The organism is Allobosea sp. 2RAB26 (assembly GCF_052115465.1).
In the GTDB taxonomy this organism is placed as follows: domain Bacteria; phylum Pseudomonadota; class Alphaproteobacteria; order Rhizobiales; family Beijerinckiaceae; genus Allobosea.
This window is the reverse complement of record NZ_JBFRGS010000006.1, coordinates 256775-283469: the sequence shown is the minus strand read 5'-3', so window position 1 is coordinate 283469 and position 26695 is coordinate 256775. Positions and strand designations below refer to the sequence as shown.

Genomic DNA, 26695 nt, shown 5'->3' with positions numbered 1-26695 from the left:
AAATGTCAGCACTATGCCAAGCCTCGTCTTTTCCGACGTTTGGGCGCAATTAGACACGCTCCTGAGCGGCCTTCTGCAGACCGTCTGGATCTCCGCTGTCGCTATCGTGCTTGGCGTGGTCATCGGCGTCCTGTGCGCGGTCGCGCGCAGTGCACGCAGCCGGCTCCTGCGCGTTCTTGCAGCCGGATATGTCGAGGGCATGCGCAACACGCCCTTCATCGTCCAGCTCTTCCTCGTCTTCTTCGGGCTTCCCGGCCTGGGCATTCAGATCACGGCGATCCAGGCCGGGCTGATCGCGCTCACCCTCAATCTCGGCGCCTATTCTGCAGAGATCATCCGCGCGGGAATCGAGGCGACCCATCGCTCGCAGATCGAGGCGGGTGCGGCACTCGGACTGAGGCGCCGCGATATTCTGCTCCACGTCGTGCTTCTGCCGGCCCTGGAGCGAGTCTGGCCGGCGCTGTCGAGCCAGTTCGTCCTCACCATGCTCGCCTCATCGATCCTCTCCCAGATTTCCGTCGAGGAGCTGTCCTCTGCGGGGGCGCTGATCGACAGCCGCACCTATCGCTCGATGGAGGTCTACATCATCCTCGCCGGCTTCTATCTCGGCCTCACGATGCTGTTCCGCCTGAGTTTCGATCTCGCCGGCCGGTTCCTGTTTCCGCGCCGTCGCGCGGTGGCGGTGCGCCGATGATCCGTTCCTTCGGTCCTGCCGAATTCACCTTTCTTGTCGAGGCGGCGCGCTGGACCGTGCTGCTTTCGCTGCTGGCGTTCATTGGCGGCGGCGCGATCGGCATGGTCGTCGCCCTGATGCGGGTGTCGCGCAACGCCATGCTCAGGAACGTCGCAGCCGGCTGGATCAGCGTGGTGCAGGGCACGCCGGTGCTGATCGTGCTCTTCCTCGTCTTCTACGGCCTACCGTTCCTCGGCTTGCGCTTTCCACCCCTCGTGGCGGCGGCGCTCGGGATGACGGTCTATGCCAGCGCCTTCCTGGGCGACATCTGGCGAGGCTGTATCGAGGCCGTGCCGCGCCAGCAATGGGAGGCGGCGTCCTCGCTCGCGCTGAAACCGGCGCAGCGCATGATCTATGTCGTGCTGCCGCAGGCCGTCAGGCTGGCGGTGCCGCCGACGGTCGGCTTCATGGTGCAGATAGTCAAGAATACCTCGGTGGCGTCGATCATCGGCTTTGTCGAGCTGACGCGGGCCGGCACCCTCATGAACAACGTGACATTCCAGCCCTTCTGGGTCTTCGGCTCTGTCGCACTTCTTTACTTCGCCAGGTGCTGGCCGCTGAGCGTGATGAGCCAGCGGCTCGAGAGGAGGCTCCATGCCGGTCGTCGTAGCTGAGGACGTTCGCAAGTCGTTCGGATCGCTCACCGTCCTCGACGGTGTCTCGCTGAGTGTTTCCGAAGGGGAGCTGATCGCGGTGATCGGCCGCAGCGGCTCGGGCAAGAGCACCTTCCTGCGTTGCCTGAACGGCTTGGAGACGCCCGATTCCGGGCAGATCATCGTTGCCGGTCACGCGCTTGCTCCGGGTGAGGAGGCCCTGCGTGCGCTGCGCCAGGATGTCGGCATGGTGTTCCAGTCCTACAATCTCTTTCCGCACCTGACGGTCGGTAAGAACATCGAGCTGGCGCCGAGGTTGGTGAAGAAGATCGGCAAGGGCGAGGCTTCGGATATTGCCCGTTCCGTGCTCGCCGAGGTCGGCCTGGCCGAGAAATACGACGCATTCCCGGAGCAGCTCTCAGGCGGGCAGCAGCAGCGTGTCGCAATCGCGCGCAGCCTGGCCATGCGTCCGAAGGTGATGCTCTTCGACGAGGTCACGTCGGCGCTCGATCCGGAACTGACGGGCGAGGTGCTCAAGGTCATGGAGGGCCTGTCGCGGTCCGGCATGACCATGCTGCTTGTCACTCACGAAATGGCCTTTGCGAGGAAGGCGGCGAGCCGGGTGGTCTATTTCCACCAGGGACGCATTCACGAGCAGGGGCCACCCGAGGAGTTCTTCGGTGCGCCAAAGACTCCTGAACTGCAGCAATTCCTCGGAGCCGTTCTCTAGCGATGTCCCGGCCCACGCTGATCGAAGTCGCGGAACAGGCGGGCGTGTCGAAGTCGACCGCTTCGCTGGCGCTGCGCGGCGCCCCGGTTTCGGCCGAGGCGCGCGAGCGGGTTCAGCGCGCCGCGTCCCAGCTGGGCTACATCTATGATCGTGCCGCTGCCGCGATGCGGGGCGCTCGTTCGGGCACGATCGGGTTGATCGTCTTCGATCTCGCCAACCCCTTCTATTCGGAGCTCGCCGCCGGCGTGTCCGAGAGCCTGGAGGCGGAGGGCGCGCTCGTTCTGATCGCCGACACGCGCGAGGATTGCGGACGGCAGTCACGAATCCTGACCCGGATGCGCGAACATCGGCTCGACGGGCTGATCCTCTGCCCGTCGACCGGCAGCGATGCGTCGGAACTGAGAGCCCAGATTCCGTCCGACCTGCCGCTGGTCCAGGCGTTGCGCCATGTCGAGGGATTGGTCTCGGATTATTCCGGGGCTCAGAACGCGGCAGGTACGCAGGCCATTGGTCGCCATCTGCTGGGGCTCGGTCACAGGCACATCGCCTTCGCCGGGCATAATGACGAAACCTCGGTCCAGCGCGAACGTTTCGCCGGCCTGAAGCAGGCGACCGACGAGGCGGGTCTGCCGCCGCCGATCTCCATCGCCTGTCCCCCGACGCTCGCAGGCGGCGTGGCTGCTGCGGAGACCGCCCTGGCGCTTGGTCCGCAGCCCACGGCGCTCGTCTGCTTCAACGATCTCGTGGCGATCGGTGCGACGCTGGCGCTGGCGCAGCGCGGCATGACACCGGGCCGCGAGCTCTCGATCACCGGCTTCGACGACATCATGGAGGCGGCCTTGCGGACGCCAGCCCTGACCACGGTCGCGATCGAGCCCCGCAACCTTGGACGCAAGGCGGCCGAACTCGTGCTCGAGCGCCTCGACGATCCGAACGCGCCGCCGAAGACCTGCCTTCAACCCGCTCACCTCATCGTCCGGAACACGACGGGCGCCCCCTTCCTCCCTGGACATCGCCATGTCTAAATCTGTCATCACCGCGCAGGCCGCGGCCCGCCTGATCCCCGACGACGCCGTCGTCACCGTCTCGTCCTCGTCCGGGTTGAACTGTCCCGACGCCGTGCTCAAGGCGATCGGCGAACGCTTCAAGGCGGAGGGGCATCCGCGCAATCTGACGACGCTGCACCCGATCGCCGCCGGCGACATGTACGGCATCGACGGCATCGATCATCTCGCCCAGCCCGGCCTGCTCAGCGCGATCCTGGCCGGCTCCTATCCGTCCGGCCCGTCCTCGCTTCCGTCCCCGCGGATCTGGTCGATGATCGGCAGCAATGAGATTGCGGCCTGGAACGTTCCATCCGGGATTCTCTTCGACATGCACCGCGATGTCGCGGCACGACGAGCCGGCGTCCTCACCAAGGTCGGGCTCGACACCTTCGTCGACCCGCGCCGCCATGGCTGCGCCATGAACGACGCGGCACGCGCGCGTCCCCCGGTGGTGAGCGTCGTCGCGTTCGGCGGCGAGGAGTGGCTGCACTTCCCCAATATCGTACCGAAGGTCGCGATCATTCGCGGCACGACGGCCGATGAGCGCGGCAATATCAGCATGGAACATGAGGGCGCACCGCTCGGCGCGCTCGACCAGGCCATGGCTGTCCGCAACCATGGCGGCATCGTCATCGCCCAGGTGAAGCGTGTCGTCGCGACCGGTTCGCTGCCGACGCGCCAGGTTGTGGTGCCGGGACATCTTGTCGACCACGTCGTCGTCGACCCCGCCCAGCGTCAGACCACCGGAATCGACTATGATCCCGCGATCAGCGGCGAGATCCGCGTGCCGGCTTCGGCTTTCGAACTGCCGGAGTTCGGCATCGAGACCGTGATCGCCCGGCGCGCGGCGATGGTGCTGCGTTCGGGCTGGGCGGTGAATCTCGGCTTCGGCGTCTCGGCCGTGGTTCCACGCGTGCTGCTCGCCGAAGGGCAGGCCGGCAGCGTCACCTGGGCTATCGAGCAGGGTGCGGTCGGCGGCATGCCGTTGACAGGCTTTGCCTTCGGATGCGCGGCCAATGCCGACGCCATCCTGCCTTCGCCCCAGCAGTTCACCTATTTCCAGGGGGGCGGCTTCGACTGCGCACTGCTCTCCTTCCTCCAGGTTTCCGCCGCGGGCGACGTCAATGTCTCGCGGCTGGGCTCGAGGCCCTATCTGACGGCTGGCGCCGGCGGGTTCGTCGACATCACGGCTCACGCCAAGCGCGTTGTCTTCAGCGGAACCTTCACCACGGGTGGGCTCGATGTTGCGATTGCCGATGGCGGGTTGACCATCAAGCGCGAAGGCAAGCTCAGGAAGTTCGTGCCGGAGGCCGAGCATGTCACCTTCAGCGGCCGCCGCAGCCGAAGCGTTGGCACGGACGTGCTCTACGTCACCGAGCGCTGCGTATTGCGCCTCACCGATGAGGGGCCGGAGGTGATCGAGATCGCCAACGGCATCGACCTGAAGCGCGACGTTCTGGAGCAGGCGGATATTCCGCTTAAGGTCGCCGCCGATCTCAGGCCGATGGATTCTCGCCTGTTCGATCCGGCCCCGATGGGTCTCGTCCTTGGAGCCAGGCCATGAGCGAAGAGCTTTCATTCGACGTCGGGGGACCTGTCGCCAGCATCACCTTGCGGCGCGCGGCCAAGCTCAATGCCTTGACGCCGGCGATGCTCGACGGACTGATCCGTGCCTGCGACGCCATCGAGGCCGACCCGGCCATTCGCTGTGCCGTGCTGCTGGCAGAGGGCAAGGCCTTCTGCGCGGGGGCCGATATCAACGCCGGGTCGGGCCTGACGCCGATCGAGATGTGGCAGCGCTGGATCGTGCCCGGTCATTCCGCGTTTGGCCGTCTTGCTGCGTTGCGCGTTCCGACGCTCGCGGTCGTTGAGGGCGCCTGCTTTGGTGGCGGCCTCGAACTCGCGCTGTGCTGCGATATCAGGATTGCGTCGCATCAGGCGATGTTCGCGATGCCTGAGGTTTCGATCGGGACACTGCCGGGCTGGGGCGGAACCGGGCGCCTGCCGCGCGCGGTCGGGCTGCCTCGCGCCAAGCAGATGATCTTCTCCGGTGAGCGGATCGATGCGGCGCGGGCGGAAAGCTGGGGGCTCGTCAACGGTGTCTTCGAAGGCGAAGGGGCACGCGCCGAGGCTTCGCGCCTGGCGGACCTGATCGCGGGACGCGCACCGGTCGCGGTCGCGGCTGCGAAGCTGGCGCTCTCGGTGCATGAGAACGATGCGCCGTCACGCGCGCTCGAGGCGCTGGGCGGAGCGATTGCGTCGGCGACGCAGGATGCGCGCGAGGGGCTGGCATCATTCCGCGAGAAGCGGGCTCCGAACTGGCAGGGGCTCTGAGACATGGCCATCGCCAGCGTCACGGGAGCAGGCCGCGGCATCGGTCAGGCCATCGCTATCGCGCTGGCCAGGGCCGGCTTCGATCTCGTCCTGAACGATCTCAGCGAAGAGGCATTGGCCGAGACCGCGGCGGCTGTGTCCGCGTGCGGTCGTCGCCATGCGCTGGTCGCCGGTGATATCGGAGCAGACGCTGCGCGGATCGGCGACAGCATGGCCGGCGCGCTTGGCCCTCTGCATTGCCATGTCAACAATGCCGGCGTGCCGATGCGCCAGCGCGGAGACCTTCTCGAAGGTGGCGCTGACGAGTTCGATCATGTGATGGGGATCAACCTGCGCGGCACGTTCCTGCTGACGCAGGCGATCGCCCGGCGCATGGCAGGCGAGGCCGCATCGCCTGGCACCGCGCGCAGCATCGTCACTGTCACCTCCGCGAGCGCGATTCTGGCGTCACCCGAGCGCGGCGCATACTGCATCTCCAAGGCGGGCGCCTCGATGATGGTCAAGCTCTTTGCCTTGCGGCTCGCCGAACATGGCATCATGTGCCACGAGATCCGGCCCGGCGTGATTCATACGCCAATGACCGCGCCCGTCTCCGCCCGCTATGACGCGATGATCGCCGACGGCCTGACGCCGGTTGCCCGTTGGGGCGAGGGTGAGGATGTCGCTCGTACCGTCGCCTCCCTTGCGACCGGCGCACTCCCCTTCAGCACGGGCGACGCCTTCCATGTCGATGGCGGGCTCCATCTCCACCGCTTGTGACAGCGCCGAGGTCTTCAATGCCGAACCTTGTCCTACCCGTCGCGCCTGGGCGCAGCGAAACCTTCACCCTGTCGCCGGCGCGCGCCTTCGAGCGGCACGAGGGCCCGTTCACGCGCGTGGCCTTTGCTGCGCCCCATGTCGTGGTGGATGCATTGGCCGAGCACGATCCCTGGCTCGATGCAGCGATCGATTGGGAGCGCACCATCGCCTTCCGCCGGCATCTCTGGTCGCTGGGTCTTGGTGTCGCCGAAGCGATGGATACCGCGCAGCGCGGTATGGGACTTGGCTGGCCCTCAGCGCTGGAGCTCGTCCGCCGCAGCGTCGAAGCGAGCCGGGATTTCCCGGGGGCGCTGATCGCTTCGGGCGTCGGAGCCGACCATCTTGAGCCGGGCTCGGATGTCTCGGTCGATGACGTATTGCGGGCCTATGAGACCCAGTGCGAGGCCGTCGAGGCGCTCGGTGGGCGCATCATCCTGATGGCGTCGCGCGCGCTGGCCGCCGCGGCACGCGGGCCGGCCGATTATGCCCGCGTCTATGGGCGCATCCTGTCGCAGGTGCGCGAGCCGGTCGTCCTGCACTGGCTCGGCGACATGTTCGATCCCGCCCTGGCAGGCTACTGGGGCGGCGCCGAATTCGAGACCACCATGGTCACGGTGCTCGACATCATCGCTGCTCATTCCGACAAGGTTGCCGGCATCAAGATCTCCCTGCTCGACAAGGACAAGGAAATCCTGATGCGCCGCCGCCTGCCGGCCGGTGTGCGCATGTTCACCGGGGACGACTTCAACTACGCCGAGCTGATCGAGGGAGACGAGCACGGGCACTCCGATGCGTTGCTTGGCATCTTCAACCCGATCGCGCCGGCTGTGAACGCGGCGCTGGGGGATCTTGCGCGCGGCGAGCAGGAGCGCTTCCGCAAGACGCTCGCAGCGACCGTTCCGCTCAGCCGCGAAATCTTCACGGCCCCGACACGCTTCTACAAGACGGGTGTGGTCTTCATCGCCTGGCTCAACGGTCATCAGGACCATTTCACAATGCTGGGCGGGCAGGAGAGCACGCGCTCGATCCTGCATCTCTCGCGGGTCTTCAGGCTGGCCGATCAGGCCGGCATCCTGATAGATCCCGAGAAGGCTGTCGCACGGATGCGGCATCTGCTGGCGACACATGGCGTGGCTTGAAGACGTGACGATGAATCCTGCGGCAGCCGGAATGCCTGATTTCGCTTCTCGCAGAGGCCGCGCCGGACGCTGGCTGACCGAGGAACTGCTTCCAGGCTGGGCGCGGGTTGCCCGTCATCCCGTCGGCGGTTTCGTGAGCGGGCTGTCTAGATCCGGCGAGCCTTTGATCGGGCAGCCGCGGATGCTGCTCGTCCAGGCTCGCCTTGCCTACAGCTTTGCAGTGGCACACAAGCTCGGTGCGTCGGGCGACTGGGCGCTGAAGGCCGCGAAGGATGCCTTCGCCGTGATCGTCGACGCGTTGCGCTCGGCCGATGGCGGCTTCAGGCAGAGCACCGGGCCCGAAGGGGCGACCCGCGACTTCTACGATCATGCCTTCGTGGCCTTCGCCTCTGCCTGGATGGAGCACGTGACCGGCGATGCCGGCTATCGTTCCGTTCTGCGCGAGACCATCGCCTTTCTCGACGATCGGATGGCTCATCCGGCCGGCGGCTATCGCGAGAGCCTCGAGCCCTCCGCTGGCCCTCGTCGCCAGAACCCGCATATGCACCTGCTCGAGGCGCTGCTTGCCGCATGCCGGGTCACCGGTGAAGCCGAGTGGCTTCTGCGGGCGCGGGGCATCGTCGATCTCTTCCTGGCGCATTTCTTCGACGCGCGTACCGGTTCGCTGATCGAGTTCATGACCGAGGACCTGGCGCCCTGCCCGGGGGAAAAGGGCGACTGGCGCGAGCCGGGTCACCATTTCGAATGGGTCTGGCTCCTGCTCGAATACCATGCTCTCTCTGCCGATGATCGGGTGCTTGCCCCCATCGAGCGGCTCTACACCTCGGCAATGCAGCATGGCGTTCGGGGCTTCGCGGATGGCCGGGTGGGGGTCATCGAGGCGATGAGCGCAGCAGGCGATCCTCTGTCTCTCGATCGTCTGCTGTGGCCGCAGACCGAGTATGTGAAAGCCGAGATCGCGCGGGCGCGGCATTTCGGCGACGGCGACGCGGCGAAGCGCGCGGAACGTCACTTCACGGAGATCCGGGAGCTCTTCTTCGGCAACGGCGCACTGCTCTGGGCGAACCGCTTCGGTCCTGACGGTGGTTCGCGCGAGGATATCGTCCCGACGCGCGTCCTCTACCATGTCGCCTTTGCGGCGGCGGAGCTGGAGCGTGGCGCCTGAGCCGCCTGTTTGACGGTTGAAGTCGCTAAGCTCGAATTCCTGTCCCGGAGATCCCCGGCGAGCCCCCTTCGTCGCTTCGGCACCTAGGGCTTCACGGCTCCCTTCGGTTGCGGCAGCTGGCTGAGCTGGGTGCGCAGTGCCACCGCGCTTAGGCCAAAGGCTGCTTCGAACTGCGTATTGAAGCGCGTGAAATTGGAGAAGCGCCAACGCCGCGCAATCTCGCCGACGCGTTCGCCGGAATGGCCCTCGATCTCGCGTCTGACGCCCTCCAGCCGCACCGAGCGCTCGTACTCGGAGATCGACATCCCCAGGAACTTCTGAAAGCCGTATTGCAGGGCCCGCAGGCTGACGCCGGCGACCGCCGCAAGTTCCTCGGGGGTGATCGGCCTGCGGGCATTCTCCCGGATGAATTCGATGGTCCGCTTGACGTGCTTTGGGGCGATGACATGCGAGCCCCGTTCCAGCGCCTTGGCGTGATTATGGGGCAGCACCTCCAGGATGAGGTCTGCCAGCAAGGCGCTCAGGCGCCTCGCCCCATGTGGAGCATCCTGCAGCAACCGGACCAGCATCGAAAGGTCGAGCCCCACGAGGAAGCGACGCAGGGCGTCGACCGAGGGCTGCTCCAGATCGAGCTCAGGCTCGAAACTGAGCTTGCGCATGACCGGCGCCCCGGTCAGTTCGAACAGACGGTTGGTCAGCAGGTTTCTGTCGATGAGAACGGAATAGTTTTCCGAATGGGCTGAACGATGCAGCGCCTTGGTCTCGCCCACATCGAAGATCGCGGCCTGCTGCCTTTCGCAGCGAATGACGCGATCTCCGAGCTCGATGTTCGTCGAACCCTTGAGCGCCACCAGCAGCTGATATCCCCATGGACTTTGCCGTGGCTGGATTTCGACCGGATTCTCGAAACTCGTACGGGTAAAGACGATCCCTTCCGACGCTTGATTCAGTGCATTGATCTCAATCCGTCCAGAGGACTCATTCAGCGGCGAGATCGTGATGTTCACGCCGTATGCCGCAAGGTGCTCCATGGCTTCGTGAGGGTCATGGGTGACGAAATGAAGCAGCGTCTGGCGCCGCGCTGTCGAGCGGTGATGGGCGCGCGTCATCACACCGTTCTCGACCTCGGCTCGCGGCACAGATCGCCGGCGGAAGCAAGCGTACTGGCGAGCCCTTGGCTGCATGGCAGCTTCCGACATCGCAGGTGTCGACCCATCTGAAAGCCCCTAGGCCGATCGGATTGCCTGAATCCGCCGCCGATTTTTTACAGTAGGCGAAGCTAGAAGACAGATTGCGCAAACTGGATTCGCCGGGCGCAACTGCCTGACAAACAGCGCAATATCTGATTCGCGGTTAATATATCGATCAGAATTGAAGGTAAAGATTGGCCTTATCAAACGTTTCAGACCTAAACTATCTCGATTGTTTGTATGTAATCCTGTTGTAACTCGGCAGGATGTCGTGCGGAATCGGAGATTGAATCTTGTTGGTCATAAGGAACGAAGGTCAAGATATAGAAGGTTCAATTCGTGCTGACGTTAATGCTTCCAGCAGATTGCTCGCTACGAATGGTAGGTCACCTGTTTGATCAGATGATCTCTGCTGTTCAGGCCGAGGCTGAGGTCGAAATCGATTGTTCGGCCCTTGCCGTGATCGATCTCGCCGGATTGCAGCTTCTGATTTCGGCTGGCCGGACCGCACAAGCTGCGGGCAAGCGCATCTGGCTGCAGGCTCCCTCGGACATCTTGAACGCTGCGCTGGCGCGGGCAGGCATCTCGCCCGCGCAGTTCGGTGACTGCATTCACATCAACAGGGCTTGAGTGGCATGGCGTCAATTCTGACTGTCGACGATTCTCCGAGCGTGCGGCAGATGATCAAGCTTGTGCTCGCTCCTTCCGGCCATAAGGTCGTGGAGGCGGGTGATGGTTCCGAGGGCTTGGCCAAGGCGAAGGCAGAGCGTTTCGATCTCGTCATCACCGACCTGAACATGCCGGTGATGAACGGCCTGGAGATGATCCGGGGCCTGCGTGCGCTCCCGTCCTTTACGGGGGTGCCGATCGTCTTTCTCACGACCGAGTCCGATGACGGGGTCAAGCAGCAGGCGAAGGCCGCGGGCGCGACCGGCTGGATCACCAAGCCCTTTAAGCCGGAGCAACTGCTTGCGGTGGTCGCCAAGCTGGTGCGAGCATGATGGAGCTCGATCCGCCCGAAACATTCCGGCAGGAGGCCAGCGACCTGCTGGACAGTCTGGAGGCGGCGCTGCTCGATCTCGGTCAGACGCCCCAGGATAGCGATCTGATCGACGCGGCTTTCCGGGCGCTGCACACCATCAAGGGCTCTGGGGCGATGTTCGGCTTCGACCGGGTCGCCGCCTTTACCCATGATTTCGAGACCGCCTTCGACCTGATCCGCAAGGGCAAGATCTCGGCGGATCGTGACATCATCACCGTCTCCCTGGCCGCCAAGGACTATATTCGCGCGCTGATCGACGATCCCGACTCGACCGATCCGATCATTGGCGAGGCGATCGTCGAAGAGCTCCAGGCCCTGATCGCCACGGGCGCGACGGGAGGCACGGCGCCACCCATCGGTGCTGCCCTCGACGAGCCGCCCGCCGTGGCCGCCGCAGACGGCGCAGGCTGGCTGATCGAACTCGCCTTCGAGCCGGATATCCTGCGCAACGGGACCAATCCGCTGGTCCTGCTCGACGACCTCCGCGCGCTTGGCTCATGCAGGATGAGTGCGCATCTCGACGGCGTGCCGGAACTCGGAGCGCTCGATCCGGAGACATGCATGATCGCATGGACGGTCGAGCTTGAAGGGGGCTGTACGCGCGAGGACATCGAGGATGTCTTCATGTTCGTCCGCGATGAGATGAAGCTTGCGATCACGCCGCTCGGCTTGGCGGGATCGGCGGATGCGAAGCGTCCCGCGACCGCGGAGATCGACGCAGCGGCTGCGGCGGCAGCGGCCGTCCCTGCCGTTGCGAAAGAGTTGCAGCCCGCCCTGACGGAGCGTGCCACTGGCGAGCGGAGCGAGGGCGCCCGTCGGGGTGAGGACAAGACCTCGACCGTCCGCGTCCAGGCCGAGCGCCTGGACGAGTTGATGGATCGCGTGGGCGAACTCGTCATTGCGCAGGCGCGGCTCAGCCAGCTCGCGCATTCCGGAACGGATCTCGCGATCAAATCGATAGCCGAGGAAATCGAGCGCCTGGCGTCCGGCTTGCGCGATTCGACCATGGGGGTGCGTATGGTGCCGATGGGCTCGCTCTTCGGCCGCTTCCGTCGCCTTGTCCACGACCTCTCGCGCGATCTCGGCAAGCCCGTCGATTTCGTGACGGTCGGCGAGGATACCGAGCTCGACAAGACCATGATCGAGCGTCTTGCCGATCCCTTGGTCCACCTCATCCGCAACGCGATCGACCACGGCATCGAAGCGCCTGCGGCTCGCGCCGGCACCACCAAGTCGCCGACGGGGCGGATCGAACTCGCCGCGCGCTATGTCGGGGCGCAGGTGCTCGTCACGGTGCAGGATGACGGCGCCGGGCTCGACGCGACCCGCATCCGCGCCAAGGCCGAAGAACAGGGATTGATCGCGGCCGGGACGCCCCTGAGCGAACACGAGATCCATCAGTTCCTGTTCCATCCCGGCTTCTCCACTGCCCGGACGATCTCCGCGCTGTCGGGGCGCGGCGTCGGCATGGATGTGGTCAAACGCACGATCGAGGCCATGCGGGGCACGATCGATCTCGCCACCGTGCCTGGCTATGGCAGCACGGTGACGCTGCGGCTGCCGCTGACGCTCGCCATCATTGAGGGCCTGCTGATCCGCGTCGGCGAGGGGCGCTACATCATTCCGCTCTCGGCGGTTGAGGAATGCGTCGAACTGACCGCGGCCGAGGACGCTCGGGCGCGCGGACGCAACTTCCTGAACGTGCGCGGCGACCTGGTGCCCTTCCTGCGGCTGCGCGATCTCTTCGAGGCCGACGGCGAGGCCGACCCGCATCAGAAGGTCATCATCACCACGATGGGGGATACGCGCGTCGGCCTGGTCGTCGACCAGATCATCGGCAGCCACCAGACGGTGATCAAGTCGCTGTCCAAGCTTCACTCCGATGTCACGATGTTCTCGGGCGCCACCATCCTTGGCGATGGTTCCGCTGCCCTCATTCTCGACGTCGCCCAACTTGTTTCGCTCGGCCAGAGCCGCGCCGAGACCGAAAAGACACCGGAGGCGGCGTGATGCAGATTCAGACGCAAGGCGGCGCCGGCCACGGCCCTCACACGGCAGCGGAGACGCGGCTTCAGGTCCTGATGATCGGGCTCGGCAGCGAGATCTTCGCGATCGAGGCCGACATGGTACGCGAGATCATCGACCCGGTTCCCGTCACCCGGGTTGCGGGCGCGCGCGCCTTTCTGCCGGCTCTCATCAATGTGCGCGGCAATGTCATCCCCTTGGCGGATCTGCGCCTGCGCTTCGGCATGGCGCGACGAACCGACACCGCCGACACCCGCATCGTTGTCGTGGAGATCGAGATCGACGGTGATCCCGTTGCGCTCGGGATCATGGCCGACAAGGTCTACGAGGTCACAGAGATTTCAACCGCCCAGATCCAGCAGACACCGCGTCTGGGAATGCACTGGCGGCCGGAATTCATCCGTTTCATCACCAAATGGAACGACGAATTCGTCATCGTTCCCGATCTCGAGAAAATTCTGAGCTGAAGCGCTACCCATCCAGCGCAAGACACCCTTCACGTTGCTTATCGGGGACTGACTATGAGATTGACGATCAAGACTAAACTGGCCGGTGCCTTCGGCATGGTCATTGCCCTGTCCATGGTGGCAGGCGGACTTTCCTATCAGAGGCTGTCCGACATGTCCGAGACGCAGGACGTGCTGATCAATTGGACCAACCGGCTGGACCAGATCAGCGACGTTCGCAGCATGATGAACAGGTCGGTGCGCTCGGAAAAGAATGCCGTCATGGCGGCAACCGACAAGGAAACGCTCGCTCATGCGGCGAGTGCCGTCCAGAACCGCCTCGACGCCGTGAAGCTCAAGGAGCGGATCCAGGCTCAGGCCAGTGACGCCGGCAAGCGCCGCTGGGAGGCTCTGACGCCGAAGATCAATCGCTTCTTCGCGGCGCAGGACGAGGTCATCCGCAACGCCAAGCTGAACTCGAACAATCGTGCTGCGGAACTCTGGGTCAGCGAGATGACGCCGCTCATCCAGGGCGTGACGGTCGCCTCGACGGCGCTCCTGAGCGAGCTCGCCAAACCGTCCGCTTCGCCGGAGGCGCTGCGGCTGGCTCTCGATTTCCAGTCGGTGCGGCTGGAATGGCTGCGCTTGACGCGGTCGATCGGGCAGCTGTTCGGCGCGACGACCGTTGCCGATGTCGAGAAGCTGCAAAAATCTGCCGAGGAACAGGCTCGCGACGTCCGCGCTGCGCTCGCCAAGACTGCGGCCCCCATCGCGGAGCAGGGCGTGTCGCCGGCAAACATGCTTGCCGCCTTCGACAAGGGTATCGATTCGGCGCTTCGGATCGCAGCCGTCGCGGGCGAGGCGGGCAACATCAAGGCCAGCACGCTCTCGATGGGCGAAGGCAGCGAAGCCGTCACCGAGATGATGGCGGGGCTGGATGAGTATACCGACTTCATCAAGCAGTCCGCCGCGGCGGCAGCCAAGGAAGCAAGCGAACAGGCGGCCTTCGCCAAGACGCTGCTCATCGGCATCATTCTGGGCTCGCTGCTGATCGCCATCATCGCCGCCACCTGGATCGCCCTTGCGATCAGCCGCGGCCTGTCGAGCGCGGTCGGTCTCGCCAATGCGGTTGCGATCGGCGACCTCGGACAGTCGATCTCGGTGAAGAGCAAGGATGAGATCGGCGATCTCGTCACCGCGCTGAACACGATGACGGCAAATCTCAACGACACGGCCGCTGTCGCCAACGCGATCTCCAATGGTGACCTCACGGTCGAGGCCAAGAGGCTGTCGGAGAAGGACACGCTCGGCATCGCTCTCGAGAACATGGTCGAGAAGCTGCGTGATGTCGTCGGGCAGGTGACGAGTGCTGCCGAGAACATGTCTTCGGGCAGCCAGGAACTGTCGGCCAGCGCCGAACAGCTCTCGCAAGGCTCGACCGAGCAGGCCTCTTCGACCGAGGAAGCCTCCTCATCGATGGAGGAGATGGCGGCCAATGTGAAGCAGAACGCCGAGAATGCCAGCCAGACGGAGAAGATGGCCTCGCAGTCGGCGAAGGATGCCGAAGCGAGCGGCGTTGCCGTCGGCAAGGCGGTCGACGCGATGCAGACCATTGCCGCCAAGATCAACATCGTCCAGGAGATCGCCCGTCAGACCGATCTGCTGGCGCTGAACGCGGCGGTCGAGGCGGCCCGTGCCGGCGAGCATGGCAAGGGCTTCGCGGTGGTCGCCTCGGAAGTGCGCAAGCTCGCCGAGCGCAGCCAGGCGGCTGCGGCGGAAATCGGGACGCTGTCGGCCGATACGGTCAAGGTCGCGCAGGAAGCCGGCTCCATGCTGGCCAGGCTGGTGCCTGATATCAAGAAGACCGCCGAGCTGGTCGAGGAGATCACCTCCGCCAGCCGCGAGCAGGATGTCGGCGCTGCCCAGATCAATCAGGCGATCCAGCAGCTCGACAAGGTGACGCAGCAGAACGCAGCCGCCTCCGAACAGGTCTCCGCGACCTCCGAGGAGCTCTCGGCTCAGGCCGAGACGCTGCAGGCCACGATCGCCTTCTTCCGGCTCGATGAAGGCAGCACGCGCAAGAACAGTCAGCGCCCGGTTGGTGTCGACAGGGCGGTCACCCAGCTGCGCGGCAAGGCCACGGCCATGGCGACGGCGATCCAGCCGAAGAAGGCGCCTGTCTCCGGGTTGCGCCCGGCCAAGAAGGTCGTCAATGGCGGCTTCGCCTTTGACATGGATGGCGGCGAGGATCAGCACGACGCCGCGTTCCACCGCGCCTGAGCGGATACCGGCCCCGCCCAGGAGGCGGGGCCGGTCCTGCTGCCCTCCAATCCGCCTGGTTCCCTAGCCGCATCGCGAGTCTTCCATGGCCGACACCGCCCAATACCTGACCCTTGGCATCGATCAGGAGCTCTTCGGCATCGATATCCGCAATGTCCGCGAGATTCTCGACATGCGCCCGATATCGAAGCTGCCACATGCGCCGGCCTTCCTGCTCGGCATGATCGATGTCCGCGGCGCCGGCTACCCGATCGTCGATCTGCGGACCAAGCTCGGGCTGCCGCGCACTGAGCCGACCGACGCGACGCGCATCATCATTCTGGATGTGCCGGTCAAGGGCCGGACGCTGGGCGTAGGCTTCGTCGCCGATCGGGTCTTCGAGGTCACGGGTCTCGACGACAACCAGACCGAAGCTGCCCCTGATGTCGGCGGCCGCTGGCAGTCGAACTACATAGGCGGGATCGGGCGCAAGGGTGAAGCTTTCATCGTCGTCTTCGATCTCGAGCGCCTGATGGAAGCCGATGGCCTTCCCCTGGCTGATCTCGCTGCCGGCAAGGCAGCCTGAGACCGATGAGGCCAACGATGTCGCACTCCTCGGACTATCTGGCTGACAAGCATTTCTCGGCCATCGCCGCGATCATCGAGAGCCGCGTTGGCATCAAGTTGCCGCCGACGAAGCGCACCATGGTCGAGGGGAGGCTGCGCAAGCGCGCTCGCGCGCTTGGCCTGGCGGGGGTGTCCGGCTACGGCGCCCATCTGTTCGAGCGCGGCGGGCTCGACGACGAGCTTGTTCACCTGATCGATTGCGTGACCACCAACAAGACCGATTTCTTTCGCGAGCCGAGCCATTTCGAGTTTTTGGGCAATGTCGCTGTTCCGCAGCTGCTGCGGCGGCACAGCTCGATTCCGGCGGGCCTGAAGGTCTGGAGCGCTGCCTGCTCGACAGGGGCGGAAGCCTACACGGTTGCGATGGTGCTGCAGGACCTGGTGAACGCCGCCAAACCGATCCGCTTCTCGATCCTGGGCACCGACATCTCGACGGAGGTCCTGCGCGAGGCGAGAGCGGCCATCTATCCGCGCCCCTTCGTCGCTCCGGTGCCGCTGGCCATGCAGCAGCGCTATCTCATGAGATCGAAGGATCCGCGGCAGGACGTCGTCAGGGTCACGCCGGAGCTGCGCCGAAAGGTCCATTTCGAGCGCCTGAACCTGATGGACGTGAGCTATCCATTCGACCGGGACGTCGACGTCATTTTCTGCCGCAACGTGCTGATCTATTTCGACGGGCCGACTCAGAGGGCCGTCATCGAACGCCTCGTGTCGCATCTGCGCCCCGGCGGCTACCTGATGCTTGGCCATTCCGAATCGATGGCGGGCAGTGGCATCGCCGGACTGCAGCAGGTCGTCCCGACCGTCTATCAGGCCGATCCCGCCGCGCCCAGGATGTCAGCAGCATGACCCGCCCACCGATCCGCGTGCTCATCGTCGACGATTCCGCCTCGGTGCGCCAGGTCCTCAGTTCGATCCTGAACGACGATCCGGGCATCGAGGTGATGGGAACGGCGGCCGATGCCTTTGCTGCCGTGCGCCGCCTGCAGAACGAATTGCCCGATGTCATGATCCTCGACATCGAGATGCCGGGCATGGACGGGCTCACCTTCCTGCGCAAGATCATGGCGCAGCGGCCGATCCCGGTGATCATCTGCTCGACCTTGACCGAGGCGGGATCGCGGGCGCTGTTCGATGCGCTCGAAGCCGGTGCGGTCGACGTGCTGCCAAAGCCGCGTATCGACACGCGCAACGCCCTGATCGAGACGGCTGACCGGCTCAGGCACTCCGTCAGGGCCGCCGCGCAGGCGCGGCTGCGCCCCAGGCAGGCCCGCCTGCCCGTCGAGAAGAAGCTGACTGCGGATGTCATCATGCCGCCACCGGTCCCGGGACGTGTCCGTAGCGAGACGGATCGCATCGTCTGCATCGGGATTTCGACCGGGGGGACCGAGACCCTGCGGGAGGTTCTCACCGCCCTGCCGGTCACATGTCCCGGCATTGCGGTGGTGCAGCACATGCCCGAAAAGTTCACCGCCGCGTTTGCCCGGCGGCTGAACGGCATTTGCGCGGTCGAGGTCAAGGAGGCCGAGGATGGCGACGAGCTTCGCGCCGGCCGCGTCCTGATTGCGCCGGGAAATCGTCACATGCTCCTGCAGCGCTCCGGCACGCAGTATCGCGTCGCCATCAAGGATGGCCCGCATGTCTCGCGTCACCGCCCGTCCGTCGATGTGCTGTTCCGCTCGGCCGCCCAGTATGCCGGTGCCAACGCACTCGGCCTGATCATGACCGGCATGGGCGACGACGGTGCCCGCGGGCTGCTCGAAATGCGCAAGGCCGGCGCCCACACGCTCGCGCAGGACGAGGAGAGTTGCGTCGTCTTCGGCATGCCGAAGGAAGCCATCGAGCTTGGAGCAGCTCAGCGCGTGGTCGGCCTTGCGCGGGTCCCGCAGGAAATCATGGCCTGGCCGCATCTCGGGCGCGGCGGGGCAGGCGAGATCGCCCAAACCGCCTGAGGGCTGAATCGCAATGCGTTGGGGGCAGAATGTTCCGGAATAACGAAGGACTACCGAGGTTGATCCAGTCGCTCGATGCGAATGCGCGCGCGATCGATGTGACCTTCGCCACGGCCGGGCAGCAGCTTGGCGAGGGCCTGACACTGTTCCAGGCGCTGAACGAGCAGCTCGCCGCCTTGTCGAGCGAACTCGCAGGCAGCGAGATCGAACAGGCCCGTACGGCGCTGCATCGTCTCGCCGGCGAGCTACGCACGCTGAATGACGACCTTTCCGCCGAAACCAGCGCGCTTCAGGATCTGTCGATTCACAGCCACAACGCCTCTCAGGCCCTGGAACGGCTGCTCGAGCATATGCGGCTCATCACCATCCTCGCACGCAGCGCGCGGATCGAGGCGATCTCCATTCCGATGGTCGGGAGCGATTTCGGCGACTTCGCCGGCGAGATCGGCACGCTGACCACGCAGGCCCAACGCACGATCGAGCGCTGCGCGCGCGACCAGGCGCAGCTCTGCAGCCTTCTGGATTCCGCACTGACGGCGCAGCGCGAATTCGAAGGACGCTATGGCAGATCCCTGGCAGCCCTGGCGGGCAAGCTCGGCCAGACGCTGGCGGAGGTCATCGAGCGCCAGCGCCGCAGCGTCGCGCTGACGGAAGAGGCTGCCGCGATCTCGGGCCGCATCACATTGGCGACCGGAGGCGCCATCATCGCTCTCCAGTCCGGTGATAGCATGCGCCAGAGGCTGGAGCATGCCATTTCCGGGCTGCGCCTGGGTGAGGCGCCTGGAGCGGTCGGCGACGAGGACGGCGAGACACGCGCCGCCTGTGTCAACGTGCTGCTCCGGCTTCAGTCGGCGCAGCTTGAAGCAGCGTCAGGAGCGCTCGGTCCCGATGTCGAAGAGATCAACAGCGCGCTGATCCTGCTCGACCGCGAGACCACGCAGCTGATCGATCTCGTCAGGTCGCTCTATCGCGGCGGCAATGGCGGGGCCGCATCCTTCCTGGTGGAGCTGGAGGCTGACCTCGCCGAGGCCTCAGTGCTGCTGGGCCGATGCGACATCGCCCGTGCGGGCGTCGATCGCGTCACCGAAGCGGTGGCGAGCGTTCTCGACACCTGCCAGGGCACGGTCGAGGCGCTTGCTGCGACCGCTGCGAATATCGTCCTGATCGGCATGAATGCAGGGCTGCGCGCGGCTCGTATCGGCACCGGTGGGCGCAGCCTCGTGGTGATTGCGCAGGAGTTGAAGTTCGCGGCCGATCAAGTGTCGACCGATTCGCGCAAGCTGACTCCAGCCTTCACGCAGATGCAGGCCGCCTCATCGGGGCTCAAATGCGAGGGGAGGCTCGACGCTGCCTATTTCGCCTCGCGCGACCTGACGATGCGCAGCTCGCTCGCAACCATGCGCCATAGCGGCGACCGGCTCGGTGCGAGCCTGGACGAGCTGCTGCGGGAGGGAGAACGGTTCGGCGCCGTGATCGAGCAGGCCGGATTGTCCTTCTCGAGCACCGGAGCCATGCGTGATCTCATCACGGGGGCGGCGCATGAACTGCTGCGCGCGGCCGGCGCACAACTGCCGGAGGCGCATCTGCTCGCGCGGGTCGGGGATTTCATCGAGCAGGAAATCTGGCCGAACTACACCATGGCGGCGGAACGCCAGATCCATACCGCCGTGCTCGAGGCTTGCGGATTCGTGACCGGGGCGCGTGCGCCGGTCGCCGTGCCTGCAGAAGCGGATGTCGATGAATTCCTGTTCTGAGCCTGTGCGATCCGGCCGCCCTGAGCGCCATTCAGGCGGGGGGCGTCGGCATTAAGTGCAGGTTTACTGACTTTGTTCTTTTCGCTCAAAAGTTGAGCGCTGACCGGAGCCGTTCACGATTATTGGGCTCCCGCCCGCCTAACAAGACAGCCGCATTACCTTGGAGAAACGTGGCATGCGTCTGGGCGGTTGGGGATTTGTTAAGCGGGGCATCGCGGCCGCGCTGGCTGGCCTGATGGCCGGGGTGATGCCGGTTCAGGCCTGCACGAATATACTTCTGATGGCGGCGGATGGAACGCCGGTCTATGGCCGCACGCTGGAATACGCGATCGAGACCCAGTCCGATGTCGTCGTCGTGCCGCGCAACTACGAGTTCGTCGGGACGCGCCCGAGCAATGTGCCCGGCATCAAATGGACTGCGCGTTACGCCTTTGTCGGCGTCATGAGCTTCGGCCAGCCCTTCGTCTCGGACGGCATGAACGAGAAGGGGCTCGCCGGCGGCGCGCTCTATTTCCCCGATTTCGCCAGCTATACGCCGCCTGAGAAGGCCGATGGGCGCACCGCTCTGGCACCGTGGGAGTTCCTGAGCTGGGTGTTGTCGAATTTCTCGACCGTTGCCGAGGTGAAGGCGGCGCTCGACAAGACTGCGATCATCGATCTGCCTGCGCCGATCGTGAACTTCACCTTGCCCTTCCATTTCCCGATCCATGATGCGACCGGCGCCTCGATCGTCATCGAGCCGATCGACGGGAAGCTGAAGGTCTATGACAACCCGATGGGCGTCCTGACCAATTCGCCGCCCTTCGACTGGCACCTCAACAACATCCGAAACTACGTGAAGATGTCGCCGGTATCGGCCGACCCATTGAAAATCGGTGGGAAGACGTTTGCGCCGTTCGGTCAGGGCTCCGGCTTGCTCGGCATCCCGGGCGACCCGACGCCGCCCTCGCGCTTCATTCGTGCGCTCGGCTATGCCGCGTCGGCGAAGCAGCTTCCCGATGGTCCGCAGACCGTGCGCCTGGTCGAGCACATCATGAACAATTTCGACATCCCGATCGGCTTCATCGATTCGGCTGCGAAGGGCGGTGAGCTCGAATACACCCAGTGGACCTCGGTCGCCGACCTGCGGGCCAAGAAATACTACATCAAGGGCTACAAGGATCAGGTCCTGCGCGCGGTCGATCTGAACAGCTTCGATCTGGATGCGAAGGCCCTGCGGGTTGCGCCGTTCAAGATCAACCTGACGCCGCCGGCGCTCGAATTCGCCAAGTAGCAGGCGGAAACGAGCAGGCAGGAAAGTTCGGACCTTCGGCCCGCTGCATAAGCCGGCGGCCCGAAGGGGGAGGCCTGCAAGCTGAAACTCTGAACGGCCGCGCTGGCAAGACCGGCGCGGCCGTTCGTCTATTGGCTATCGAGACGCGGTGAGGGGGAGTGACACCGTGAGCAGACCCACCGTCCCGCGCGCCCTGTTCTCCACGCTGAACTCGCGCAGCACCTTGATGCGCGCCGAGATCGGCGTTTTGCCGATCTCGAAATTATACGCGATCGTTCCACCCAGGGCCGTGGTCCGTCCCTTGTAGGCGCCGAGCTGGGCGCCGGCGCCGCTGTCACCCGTGACCTGCTGATAGTGGTAGCCGATGATGCCGGCCGAAATCGCGCTGGTGATAGCCTTCGACGCGGCCCATTCGACGTGAAACTCGGTACCTGTCCGGTAGTCCGTCGCGTGATTGGTGCCGTTGAAGGTCACGCCGACCGCTGTGGAGAGGTCAATGCCCGTTTCCGGATCGAACCAGGTCAGGGCGCCGGAGAGATCGCTCGCCCAGCGATGAAAGGCGAGGTTGGCGAGCTGCCCATTGCGATAGTCGCCGACTGGCACATTGACGAGCGCCGTCGTGCTCCAGTGGAACTTGCCGGAATGCCATCCCAATGTGGCGGACAGGACGGGGTCGCCGACGATGGTCGCCTTGTCGCGGAGCGAGCGTCCGACGACCGTGTTCGTGCGCGGCGAATCGAGTTCGACGCCTGCCGAGACCGTGACACGCCCGACGGGCAGGACGGCGCCCACCGCCAGATTGCCGCCAAAGGCCTGCCACGGCGTCACCCAGGTGCCATTCAGGAAGTCGGCACGCGCCTGACTGCGCACATTCGCGATGACCCTGCCGCCCGTCGGAAGCGATTTCCGCGCATCGAGCTTGGCGTCGTAGGAATAGGTGTCGCTTTCGAAATAGAATCCGGGCGGAGGCAGATATCCCGCCATCGGCCCGCGACCGCCGAGGAGATAGAAACCGGTGCCATTCTCTGCCGCCTGTGCCGCATGGGGCGCCAGGCTCCAGCAGGCTGCCACACCGGCCGCGACAAGCGCGCACGCCGTCCTCAACCCAAGCGCTGTGCGCTTGGCTTCCCCTCGAAGCATAGTCCCGTCGCCCCTCAACATGCGGCAATGCCGCTCGTCAGCCGAATCAATGACGCGACGTTAGGGCGTTTCCCGTCGTGATGGATATGCGGGGCACGATCTCTCGACGGGTTTTGCTCCGCTTACGGCGCCGTGAGGAGATGAAGGGGCTGCAGAGCGTAGACGAAGCGTGCTCTGGCTATGACAGTCTCGCCGCCGGACGGCGCTGTGCCCCTGATCCGCGGTTGCACCGGGACGTTGGCGGCGTTGGCGATGGTCTCGAAATGGATGCTGATGGCAGCGTCACGGTGCAGCCGCGCGCGACCTTGAAGAGGTCGGCGGGCGCCCGGATCATCATGTCGTCATACCCCCTCTTGGTAGCGAGGGGAGGTGGTCTTGCAATCGACCTTTGTAGAGCGGCCTGCTGAAGGCAGTCGGCCACAAGTCTTTACAAAACCTAACTCTTCGGCGCCGAAGCGATAAAGAGTGGTGCCCAGGAGAGGACTCGAACCTCCACGCCCTTGCGAGCGCCAGCACCTGAAGCTGGTGCGTCTACCAATTCCGCCACCTGGGCAACGGCGGTTCGTTTACGGGGGCGGATGGAGGCTGTCAACGGGGATATCGAGCCGGCATGCGCCTATCTGTGGAATGTTCGCCTTCACAGCGCAGGTTCGATCCACTAGGACAGCGGCAAGTCCTCGGCGGAGCTTGAGAAATATGGCCACCCAGACCCCGTCCTCGCAGCTGATCACGGTTTTCGGCGGCTCCGGCTTCATCGGCCGCCATGTTGTGCGTGCATTGGTCAAGCGCGGATACCGCGTGCGCGTCGCGGTGCGCCGGCCCGATCTCGCCGGTTTCCTGCAGCCGCTCGGCACCGTCGGGCAGATCATGTCGGTGCAGGCGAATCTGCGCTATCCCGATTCGGTTGCTGCTGCGGTGCGTGGCGCGGATGCGGTGATCAACCTCGTCGGCATTCTCCAGGAAGGCGGCCGGCAGAGCTTCTCGGCCGTTCAGGCCAATGGTGCTCGTGCCGTCGCGCAGGCCTGCGCTGCCCACGGCATCACCCGTCTGGTCCAGGTTTCCGCAATTGGCGCCGCGCGTGAATCACGGTCCGCCTACGACCGCAGCAAGGCAGAAGGCGAGGCTGCCGTTCTGTCGTTGGTTCCCTCGGCCATCGTCCTGCGCCCTTCGATCGTCTTTGGGCCGGAGGATTCCTTCTTCAACCGCTTCGCTTCGCTCGCCCGGATGCTGCCTGTCCTGCCCTTGATCGGCGGCGGTGAGACCAAGTTCCAGCCTGTCTTCGTTGGCGATGTCGCCGAGGCTGCGGCGCGCGCCATCGACGGGACGATCACTGGCGGCCGAATCTACGAACTTGGCGGGCCTGAGGTGAAGAGCTTCAAGGAGCTGCTGACCTATGTTTGCGAGGTGACCGGCCGCAAGCGTGTGTTGGCGTCGCTGCCGTTCCCGCTGGCGCGGCTTCAGGCGCGCATTCTGGAAATCGTCAACACCCTGACGCTCGGCTTGCTGCCGGACGAGCTGATGCTGACGCGTGATCAGGTCACGCTGCTCGAGATCGATAATGTCGTCTCGAAGCAGGCGAAGGCGGAGGGGCGTTGCTTCGAGGGAATCGGAATCACCCCGACCTCGGTCGAGGCCATCGTGCCGTCCTATCTCTGGCGTTTCCGCAAGACGGGCCAGTTCGACACAGCCCGCGTCGGCTAGATCACGCTGCGTTTGGACGAAATCGTCCAAACGCAGAAAACGTGATCGACTCTCATAGTTAGAGCATGCTTGGTGCGAAAACCGTTGCCACTTTTTCGCAGCATGCTCTTGGGCCAGCCTCGCTCAGGGCACCAGCACGATCTTGCCGGCCGAACGCCGGCTTTCCAATGCTTCATGCGCGGCGGCCGCTTGCTCCAGAGGGAAGCTGCCGCCGGAAAGCACGGTGAGCTCGCCACGCTCGGCCAGGCCGAATAGCATGGCGAGGTCGGTTTTGACGTTCTCAGCGGTCAGTAGCGGCAGCAGACTGAAACCGGCAAGCAATTGATTGCTGGAGATGAGCTTCTGCAACTGGGACATGTCCAGTCCAGCATCCCGGGTGTTCAGCGCTCCGAAGAGGACGATCCAGCCGGAGGGAGCGAGCAGCTCCAGACTTGTCACTGCAATCTTTCCGCCCGCTGATTCGTAGATGATGTCGGGCCCCGCGCCGCCGGTCGCGGCCTGGACCTGAACACCCCAATTGGGTTGCGTGTAATCGACGCCCGCATCGGCCCCGAGCTCCCGGGCGAGGGCGAGCTTGTCCTGCGAGCTTGCTGCCGCAATGACACGCGTCGCTCCCGCACGTTTGGCCATCTGCACGAGCAGGCTGCCGACGCCCCCTGCCGCGGCATTGATCAGGACTGTCTTGCCCGCAGGCTGTGCCTGTCGAACGAGATGGTGGGCTGTCAGGCCCTGCACCATCAGGGCCGCGGCTGTCTCAAACGGAAGGCCCTGGGGGAGCGCAACGACGTGAGCCGCATCGGCTGCGACATATTCAGCGTAGCCGCCTGAGAAGATGCCGGCCGCGAAGAGCGGGACGGCGACCCGATCGCCGCGCTGAAAGCCGGAGGCCCCTTCGCCGAGAGTCTCGATCGTGCCGGCGATCTCGACGCCGGGGATCATGGGCAGAACGGGCGTCGCGCCATAGCGATCCTGCCTCTGTAGCGTCTCGAAGAAGTTGACCCCGGCTGCGCGGACGCGGATCAGCACCTCGCCGGGGCGGGGGAGCGGCTTCGCGACGTCGGTGGGTATGAGCATATCGGGGCCGCCGAAGCGGCTGATCTGGATGGCCTTCATGGGCGCCTCGCGACAGTGAATGATCCTGCCGGGCGTTCTGGGCTATGATGCGGTCCAACGACTACACACCGATTTGTCTCTTACAGACCGGAAGGTAACCATGGCCGATCCGATGAAGCGGCTGCCGGTACAGCCGGTCGAGCGCGCGCTGAAGGTGATTGCGGGACGCTGGAAGGCGATCATCCTCTACCAGCTCTTCGATCAGCCGAGGCGTCTCACGGAGTTGAAGAAGCAGATGCCGCGGATCAGCCAGAAGGTCCTGATCCAGCAATTGCGCGAGATGGAAGAGCATGGGCTCGTCCATCGCGAGATCCTTCAGCAAGTGCCGCCGCGCGTCGATTATTCCGTGACCGCACTCGGGCACAGCCTGGAGCCGATCATCCGGTCCCTGTGCGACTGGGGACGCAAGCACGCGGCCGATCTCGATGATCTCGCCAGCCTGTCGGAATGCCCGCTTCCTCCGGCTGAGCGAGCTGCTGCAGCCTGACCTTGCCTTCAATTGGGTGGACCAAGCGGATCCTGGGGAGCTGTTCTGGCCCGATCGGGCCGTCGCCTACAGCATGCTCGGCAGCACGCGGTCTGGCGGCTTGTGACCATCCATGAAGGTCTTGATGTTGACGATGACCTTCTCACCCATATCGGCCCGGCCTTCATGCGTTGCCGAACCCATATGGGGCAGCACGACGATCTTGTGGCTGCGGGCCAGCTTGAGCAGGCGCGGGTTCACGGCGGGCTCGTGCTCGAACACGTCGAGACCGGCGCCGGAAAGTTCTCCCGCTTCCAGCATGCGCGCAAGCGCCGTCTCGTCGACGATTTCGCCGCGCGCCGTGTTCACAAGGATGGCGTCGGGCTTCATCAGCTTCAGACGGCGGGCCGAGAGCAGGTGATAGGTCGCCGGTGTGTGCGGGCAGTTGATCGAGACGATATCCATCCGCGCCAGCATCTGGTCGAGCGAATCCCAGTAGGTCGCGTCGAGTGCCTCCTCGATGCGCGCATCGACGCGCCGGCGGTTGTGATAATGGATCGAGAGGCCGAAGGCCGCGGCCCGCTTCGCCACCGCCTGGCCGATCCGGCCCATGCCGACAATGCCGAGACGCTTGCCGGTGATGCGCCGGCCCAGCATCCAGGTCGGCGACCAGCCGCCCCACTCGTCGTCCGAGATGATGCGGGCGCCCTCCGAAATCCGTCGCGCCACGGCCAGGATGAGGGCGATCGTCATGTCGGCCGTGTCGTCGGTCAATACGCCTGGCGTGTTGGTCACGGTGATGCCGCGCTGCACGGCGCTGGCGACATCGATATTGTCGACGCCATTGCCGAAATTGGCGATCAGGCGCAACTGATCGCCAGCCTGGGCGATGATCCCTGCATCGATCCGGTCGGTCACGGTCGGAACCAGCACATCAGCGGTCTTGACCGCCTCGACCAGCGCAGCCTGGCTCATCGGGGCGTCGTCGATATTCAGACGGGCGTCGAACAGCTCGCGCATGCGCGTCTCGACGACGGCCGGCAGCTTGCGTGTGACCACGACCAGCGGCTTCTTCTTCGTCATTGACGGCTCCTCTCCCCGCAGCCCTGCGACAACGCCGCCGTTCCGCCTCAACCCGCCATTAACCAAGGCGTATCAGGAATGAGAAC

General features: G+C 65.0%; 25 protein-coding genes and 1 tRNA gene. 21 read left to right on the top strand and 5 right to left on the bottom strand.

What is annotated here, in order from left to right:
- The first annotated feature begins 13 nt into the window (after positions 1-13).
- From AB4118_RS13870 to AB4118_RS13830, 9 genes are read left to right on the top strand one after another with little or no spacing between them, the layout of a single operon-like run.
- Positions 14-694 (top strand): amino acid ABC transporter permease, encoded by a 681-nt coding sequence (locus AB4118_RS13870; RefSeq protein ID WP_441490266.1) that lies wholly within the window; start codon positions 14-16, stop codon positions 692-694.
- On the top strand, positions 691-1347 hold the full coding sequence (locus AB4118_RS13865; protein WP_441490265.1) for an amino acid ABC transporter permease: 657 nt from the start codon (positions 691-693) through the stop codon (positions 1345-1347). Before AB4118_RS13870 ends, AB4118_RS13865 begins: the two co-directional genes overlap by 4 nt.
- A complete protein-coding gene (locus tag AB4118_RS13860; RefSeq protein WP_441490264.1) occupies positions 1328-2056 on the top strand; it encodes an amino acid ABC transporter ATP-binding protein in 729 nt (242 codons plus the stop codon). The genes AB4118_RS13865 and AB4118_RS13860 overlap by 20 nt, the downstream gene beginning before the upstream one ends.
- Before the next feature lie 2 nt (positions 2057-2058).
- Positions 2059-3081, top strand: a complete 1023-nt coding sequence (locus AB4118_RS13855) for a LacI family DNA-binding transcriptional regulator (protein ID WP_441490263.1) — start codon at positions 2059-2061, stop codon at positions 3079-3081.
- A complete protein-coding gene (locus tag AB4118_RS13850; protein WP_441490262.1) occupies positions 3074-4666 on the top strand; it encodes an acyl CoA:acetate/3-ketoacid CoA transferase in 1593 nt (530 codons plus the stop codon). The genes AB4118_RS13855 and AB4118_RS13850 overlap by 8 nt, the downstream gene beginning before the upstream one ends.
- Entirely contained in the window at positions 4663-5436 is a 774-nt protein-coding gene (locus tag AB4118_RS13845; protein WP_441490261.1) for an enoyl-CoA hydratase/isomerase family protein, read from the top strand. The genes AB4118_RS13850 and AB4118_RS13845 overlap by 4 nt, the downstream gene beginning before the upstream one ends.
- A 3-nt stretch (positions 5437-5439) precedes the next feature.
- On the top strand, positions 5440-6195 hold the full coding sequence (locus AB4118_RS13840) for a 3-ketoacyl-ACP reductase (RefSeq protein ID WP_441490260.1): 756 nt from the start codon (positions 5440-5442) through the stop codon (positions 6193-6195).
- A 17-nt stretch (positions 6196-6212) separates the two neighbouring features.
- Positions 6213-7373: a dihydrodipicolinate synthase family protein gene (locus AB4118_RS13835; RefSeq protein ID WP_441490259.1), complete on the top strand. Its 1161-nt coding sequence runs from the start codon at positions 6213-6215 to the stop codon at positions 7371-7373.
- 31 nt (positions 7374-7404) lie between these two features.
- Positions 7405-8538, top strand: a complete 1134-nt coding sequence (locus AB4118_RS13830) for an AGE family epimerase/isomerase (RefSeq protein ID WP_441490258.1) — start codon at positions 7405-7407, stop codon at positions 8536-8538.
- Positions 8539-8621: 83 nt separating this feature from the next.
- On the opposite strand, the gene AB4118_RS13825 is transcribed toward AB4118_RS13830, so the two are convergent.
- Positions 8622-9647, bottom strand: a complete 1026-nt coding sequence (locus AB4118_RS13825; RefSeq protein WP_441490257.1) for a helix-turn-helix transcriptional regulator — start codon at positions 9645-9647, stop codon at positions 8622-8624.
- Between the two features lie 420 nt (positions 9648-10067).
- On the opposite strand from AB4118_RS13825, the gene AB4118_RS13820 reads away from it, so the two are divergent.
- The 10 genes from AB4118_RS13820 (at position 10068) to AB4118_RS13775 (ending at position 21106) form a co-directional block, all read left to right on the top strand.
- Positions 10068-10358: an STAS domain-containing protein gene (locus AB4118_RS13820; protein WP_441490256.1), complete on the top strand. Its 291-nt coding sequence runs from the start codon at positions 10068-10070 to the stop codon at positions 10356-10358.
- A 5-nt stretch (positions 10359-10363) separates the two neighbouring features.
- Positions 10364-10729, top strand: coding sequence for a response regulator (locus AB4118_RS13815; RefSeq protein WP_069877780.1), 366 nt, complete (start codon positions 10364-10366; stop codon positions 10727-10729).
- Complete coding sequence (locus AB4118_RS13810) at positions 10726-12780, top strand: chemotaxis protein CheA (protein ID WP_441490255.1); 2055 nt, start codon at positions 10726-10728, stop codon at positions 12778-12780. Before AB4118_RS13815 ends, AB4118_RS13810 begins: the two co-directional genes overlap by 4 nt.
- A complete protein-coding gene (locus AB4118_RS13805) occupies positions 12780-13262 on the top strand; it encodes a chemotaxis protein CheW (RefSeq protein WP_441490254.1) in 483 nt (160 codons plus the stop codon). Before AB4118_RS13810 ends, AB4118_RS13805 begins: the two co-directional genes overlap by 1 nt.
- A gap of 54 nt (positions 13263-13316) precedes the next feature.
- Positions 13317-15521 (top strand): HAMP domain-containing methyl-accepting chemotaxis protein, encoded by a 2205-nt coding sequence (locus AB4118_RS13800; RefSeq protein ID WP_441490253.1) that lies wholly within the window; start codon positions 13317-13319, stop codon positions 15519-15521.
- Between the two features lie 85 nt (positions 15522-15606).
- Positions 15607-16086 carry a chemotaxis protein CheW gene (locus AB4118_RS13795; RefSeq protein WP_441490252.1) on the top strand — a complete coding sequence of 160 codons (480 nt, stop codon included), beginning with the start codon at positions 15607-15609 and terminating at the stop codon, positions 16084-16086.
- Between the two features lie 17 nt (positions 16087-16103).
- Positions 16104-16976, top strand: a complete 873-nt coding sequence (locus tag AB4118_RS13790) for a CheR family methyltransferase (RefSeq protein WP_441490251.1) — start codon at positions 16104-16106, stop codon at positions 16974-16976.
- The gene (locus AB4118_RS13785) at positions 16973-18079 is read left to right on the top strand and encodes a protein-glutamate methylesterase/protein-glutamine glutaminase (protein WP_441490250.1); all 1107 of its coding nucleotides are present in this window, start codon (positions 16973-16975) and stop codon (positions 18077-18079) included. Before AB4118_RS13790 ends, AB4118_RS13785 begins: the two co-directional genes overlap by 4 nt.
- A gap of 29 nt (positions 18080-18108) precedes the next feature.
- Positions 18109-19833, top strand: coding sequence for a coiled-coil domain-containing protein (locus tag AB4118_RS13780; RefSeq protein WP_441490249.1), 1725 nt, complete (start codon positions 18109-18111; stop codon positions 19831-19833).
- Positions 19834-20008: 175 nt separating this feature from the next.
- Positions 20009-21106 carry a linear amide C-N hydrolase gene (locus tag AB4118_RS13775; protein WP_441490248.1) on the top strand — a complete coding sequence of 366 codons (1098 nt, stop codon included), beginning with the start codon at positions 20009-20011 and terminating at the stop codon, positions 21104-21106.
- A gap of 135 nt (positions 21107-21241) precedes the next feature.
- Here the strand turns inward: AB4118_RS13775 and AB4118_RS13770 are convergent, their stop codons facing one another.
- Both AB4118_RS13770 and AB4118_RS13765 read right to left on the bottom strand, forming a co-directional pair.
- Entirely contained in the window at positions 21242-22246 is a 1005-nt protein-coding gene (locus AB4118_RS13770; RefSeq protein ID WP_441490247.1) for a SphA family protein, read from the bottom strand.
- A 466-nt stretch (positions 22247-22712) separates the two neighbouring features.
- Positions 22713-22799: transfer RNA gene (locus AB4118_RS13765), tRNA-Leu, on the bottom strand.
- 143 nt (positions 22800-22942) lie between these two features.
- Between AB4118_RS13765 and AB4118_RS13760 the strand changes: the two genes are divergently transcribed.
- Positions 22943-23947 carry a complex I NDUFA9 subunit family protein gene (locus AB4118_RS13760; RefSeq protein ID WP_441490246.1) on the top strand — a complete coding sequence of 335 codons (1005 nt, stop codon included), beginning with the start codon at positions 22943-22945 and terminating at the stop codon, positions 23945-23947.
- 123 nt (positions 23948-24070) lie between these two features.
- On the opposite strand, the gene AB4118_RS13755 is transcribed toward AB4118_RS13760, so the two are convergent.
- Positions 24071-25060: a quinone oxidoreductase family protein gene (locus tag AB4118_RS13755; protein WP_441490245.1), complete on the bottom strand. Its 990-nt coding sequence runs from the start codon at positions 25058-25060 to the stop codon at positions 24071-24073.
- Between the two features lie 100 nt (positions 25061-25160).
- Between AB4118_RS13755 and AB4118_RS13750 the strand changes: the two genes are divergently transcribed.
- Entirely contained in the window at positions 25161-25547 is a 387-nt protein-coding gene (locus tag AB4118_RS13750) for a winged helix-turn-helix transcriptional regulator (RefSeq protein WP_441490244.1), read from the top strand.
- Positions 25548-25613: 66 nt separating this feature from the next.
- On the opposite strand, the gene AB4118_RS13745 is transcribed toward AB4118_RS13750, so the two are convergent.
- Positions 25614-26609 (bottom strand): 2-hydroxyacid dehydrogenase, encoded by a 996-nt coding sequence (locus tag AB4118_RS13745; RefSeq protein ID WP_113517994.1) that lies wholly within the window; start codon positions 26607-26609, stop codon positions 25614-25616.
- Positions 26610-26695 lie beyond the last annotated feature (86 nt).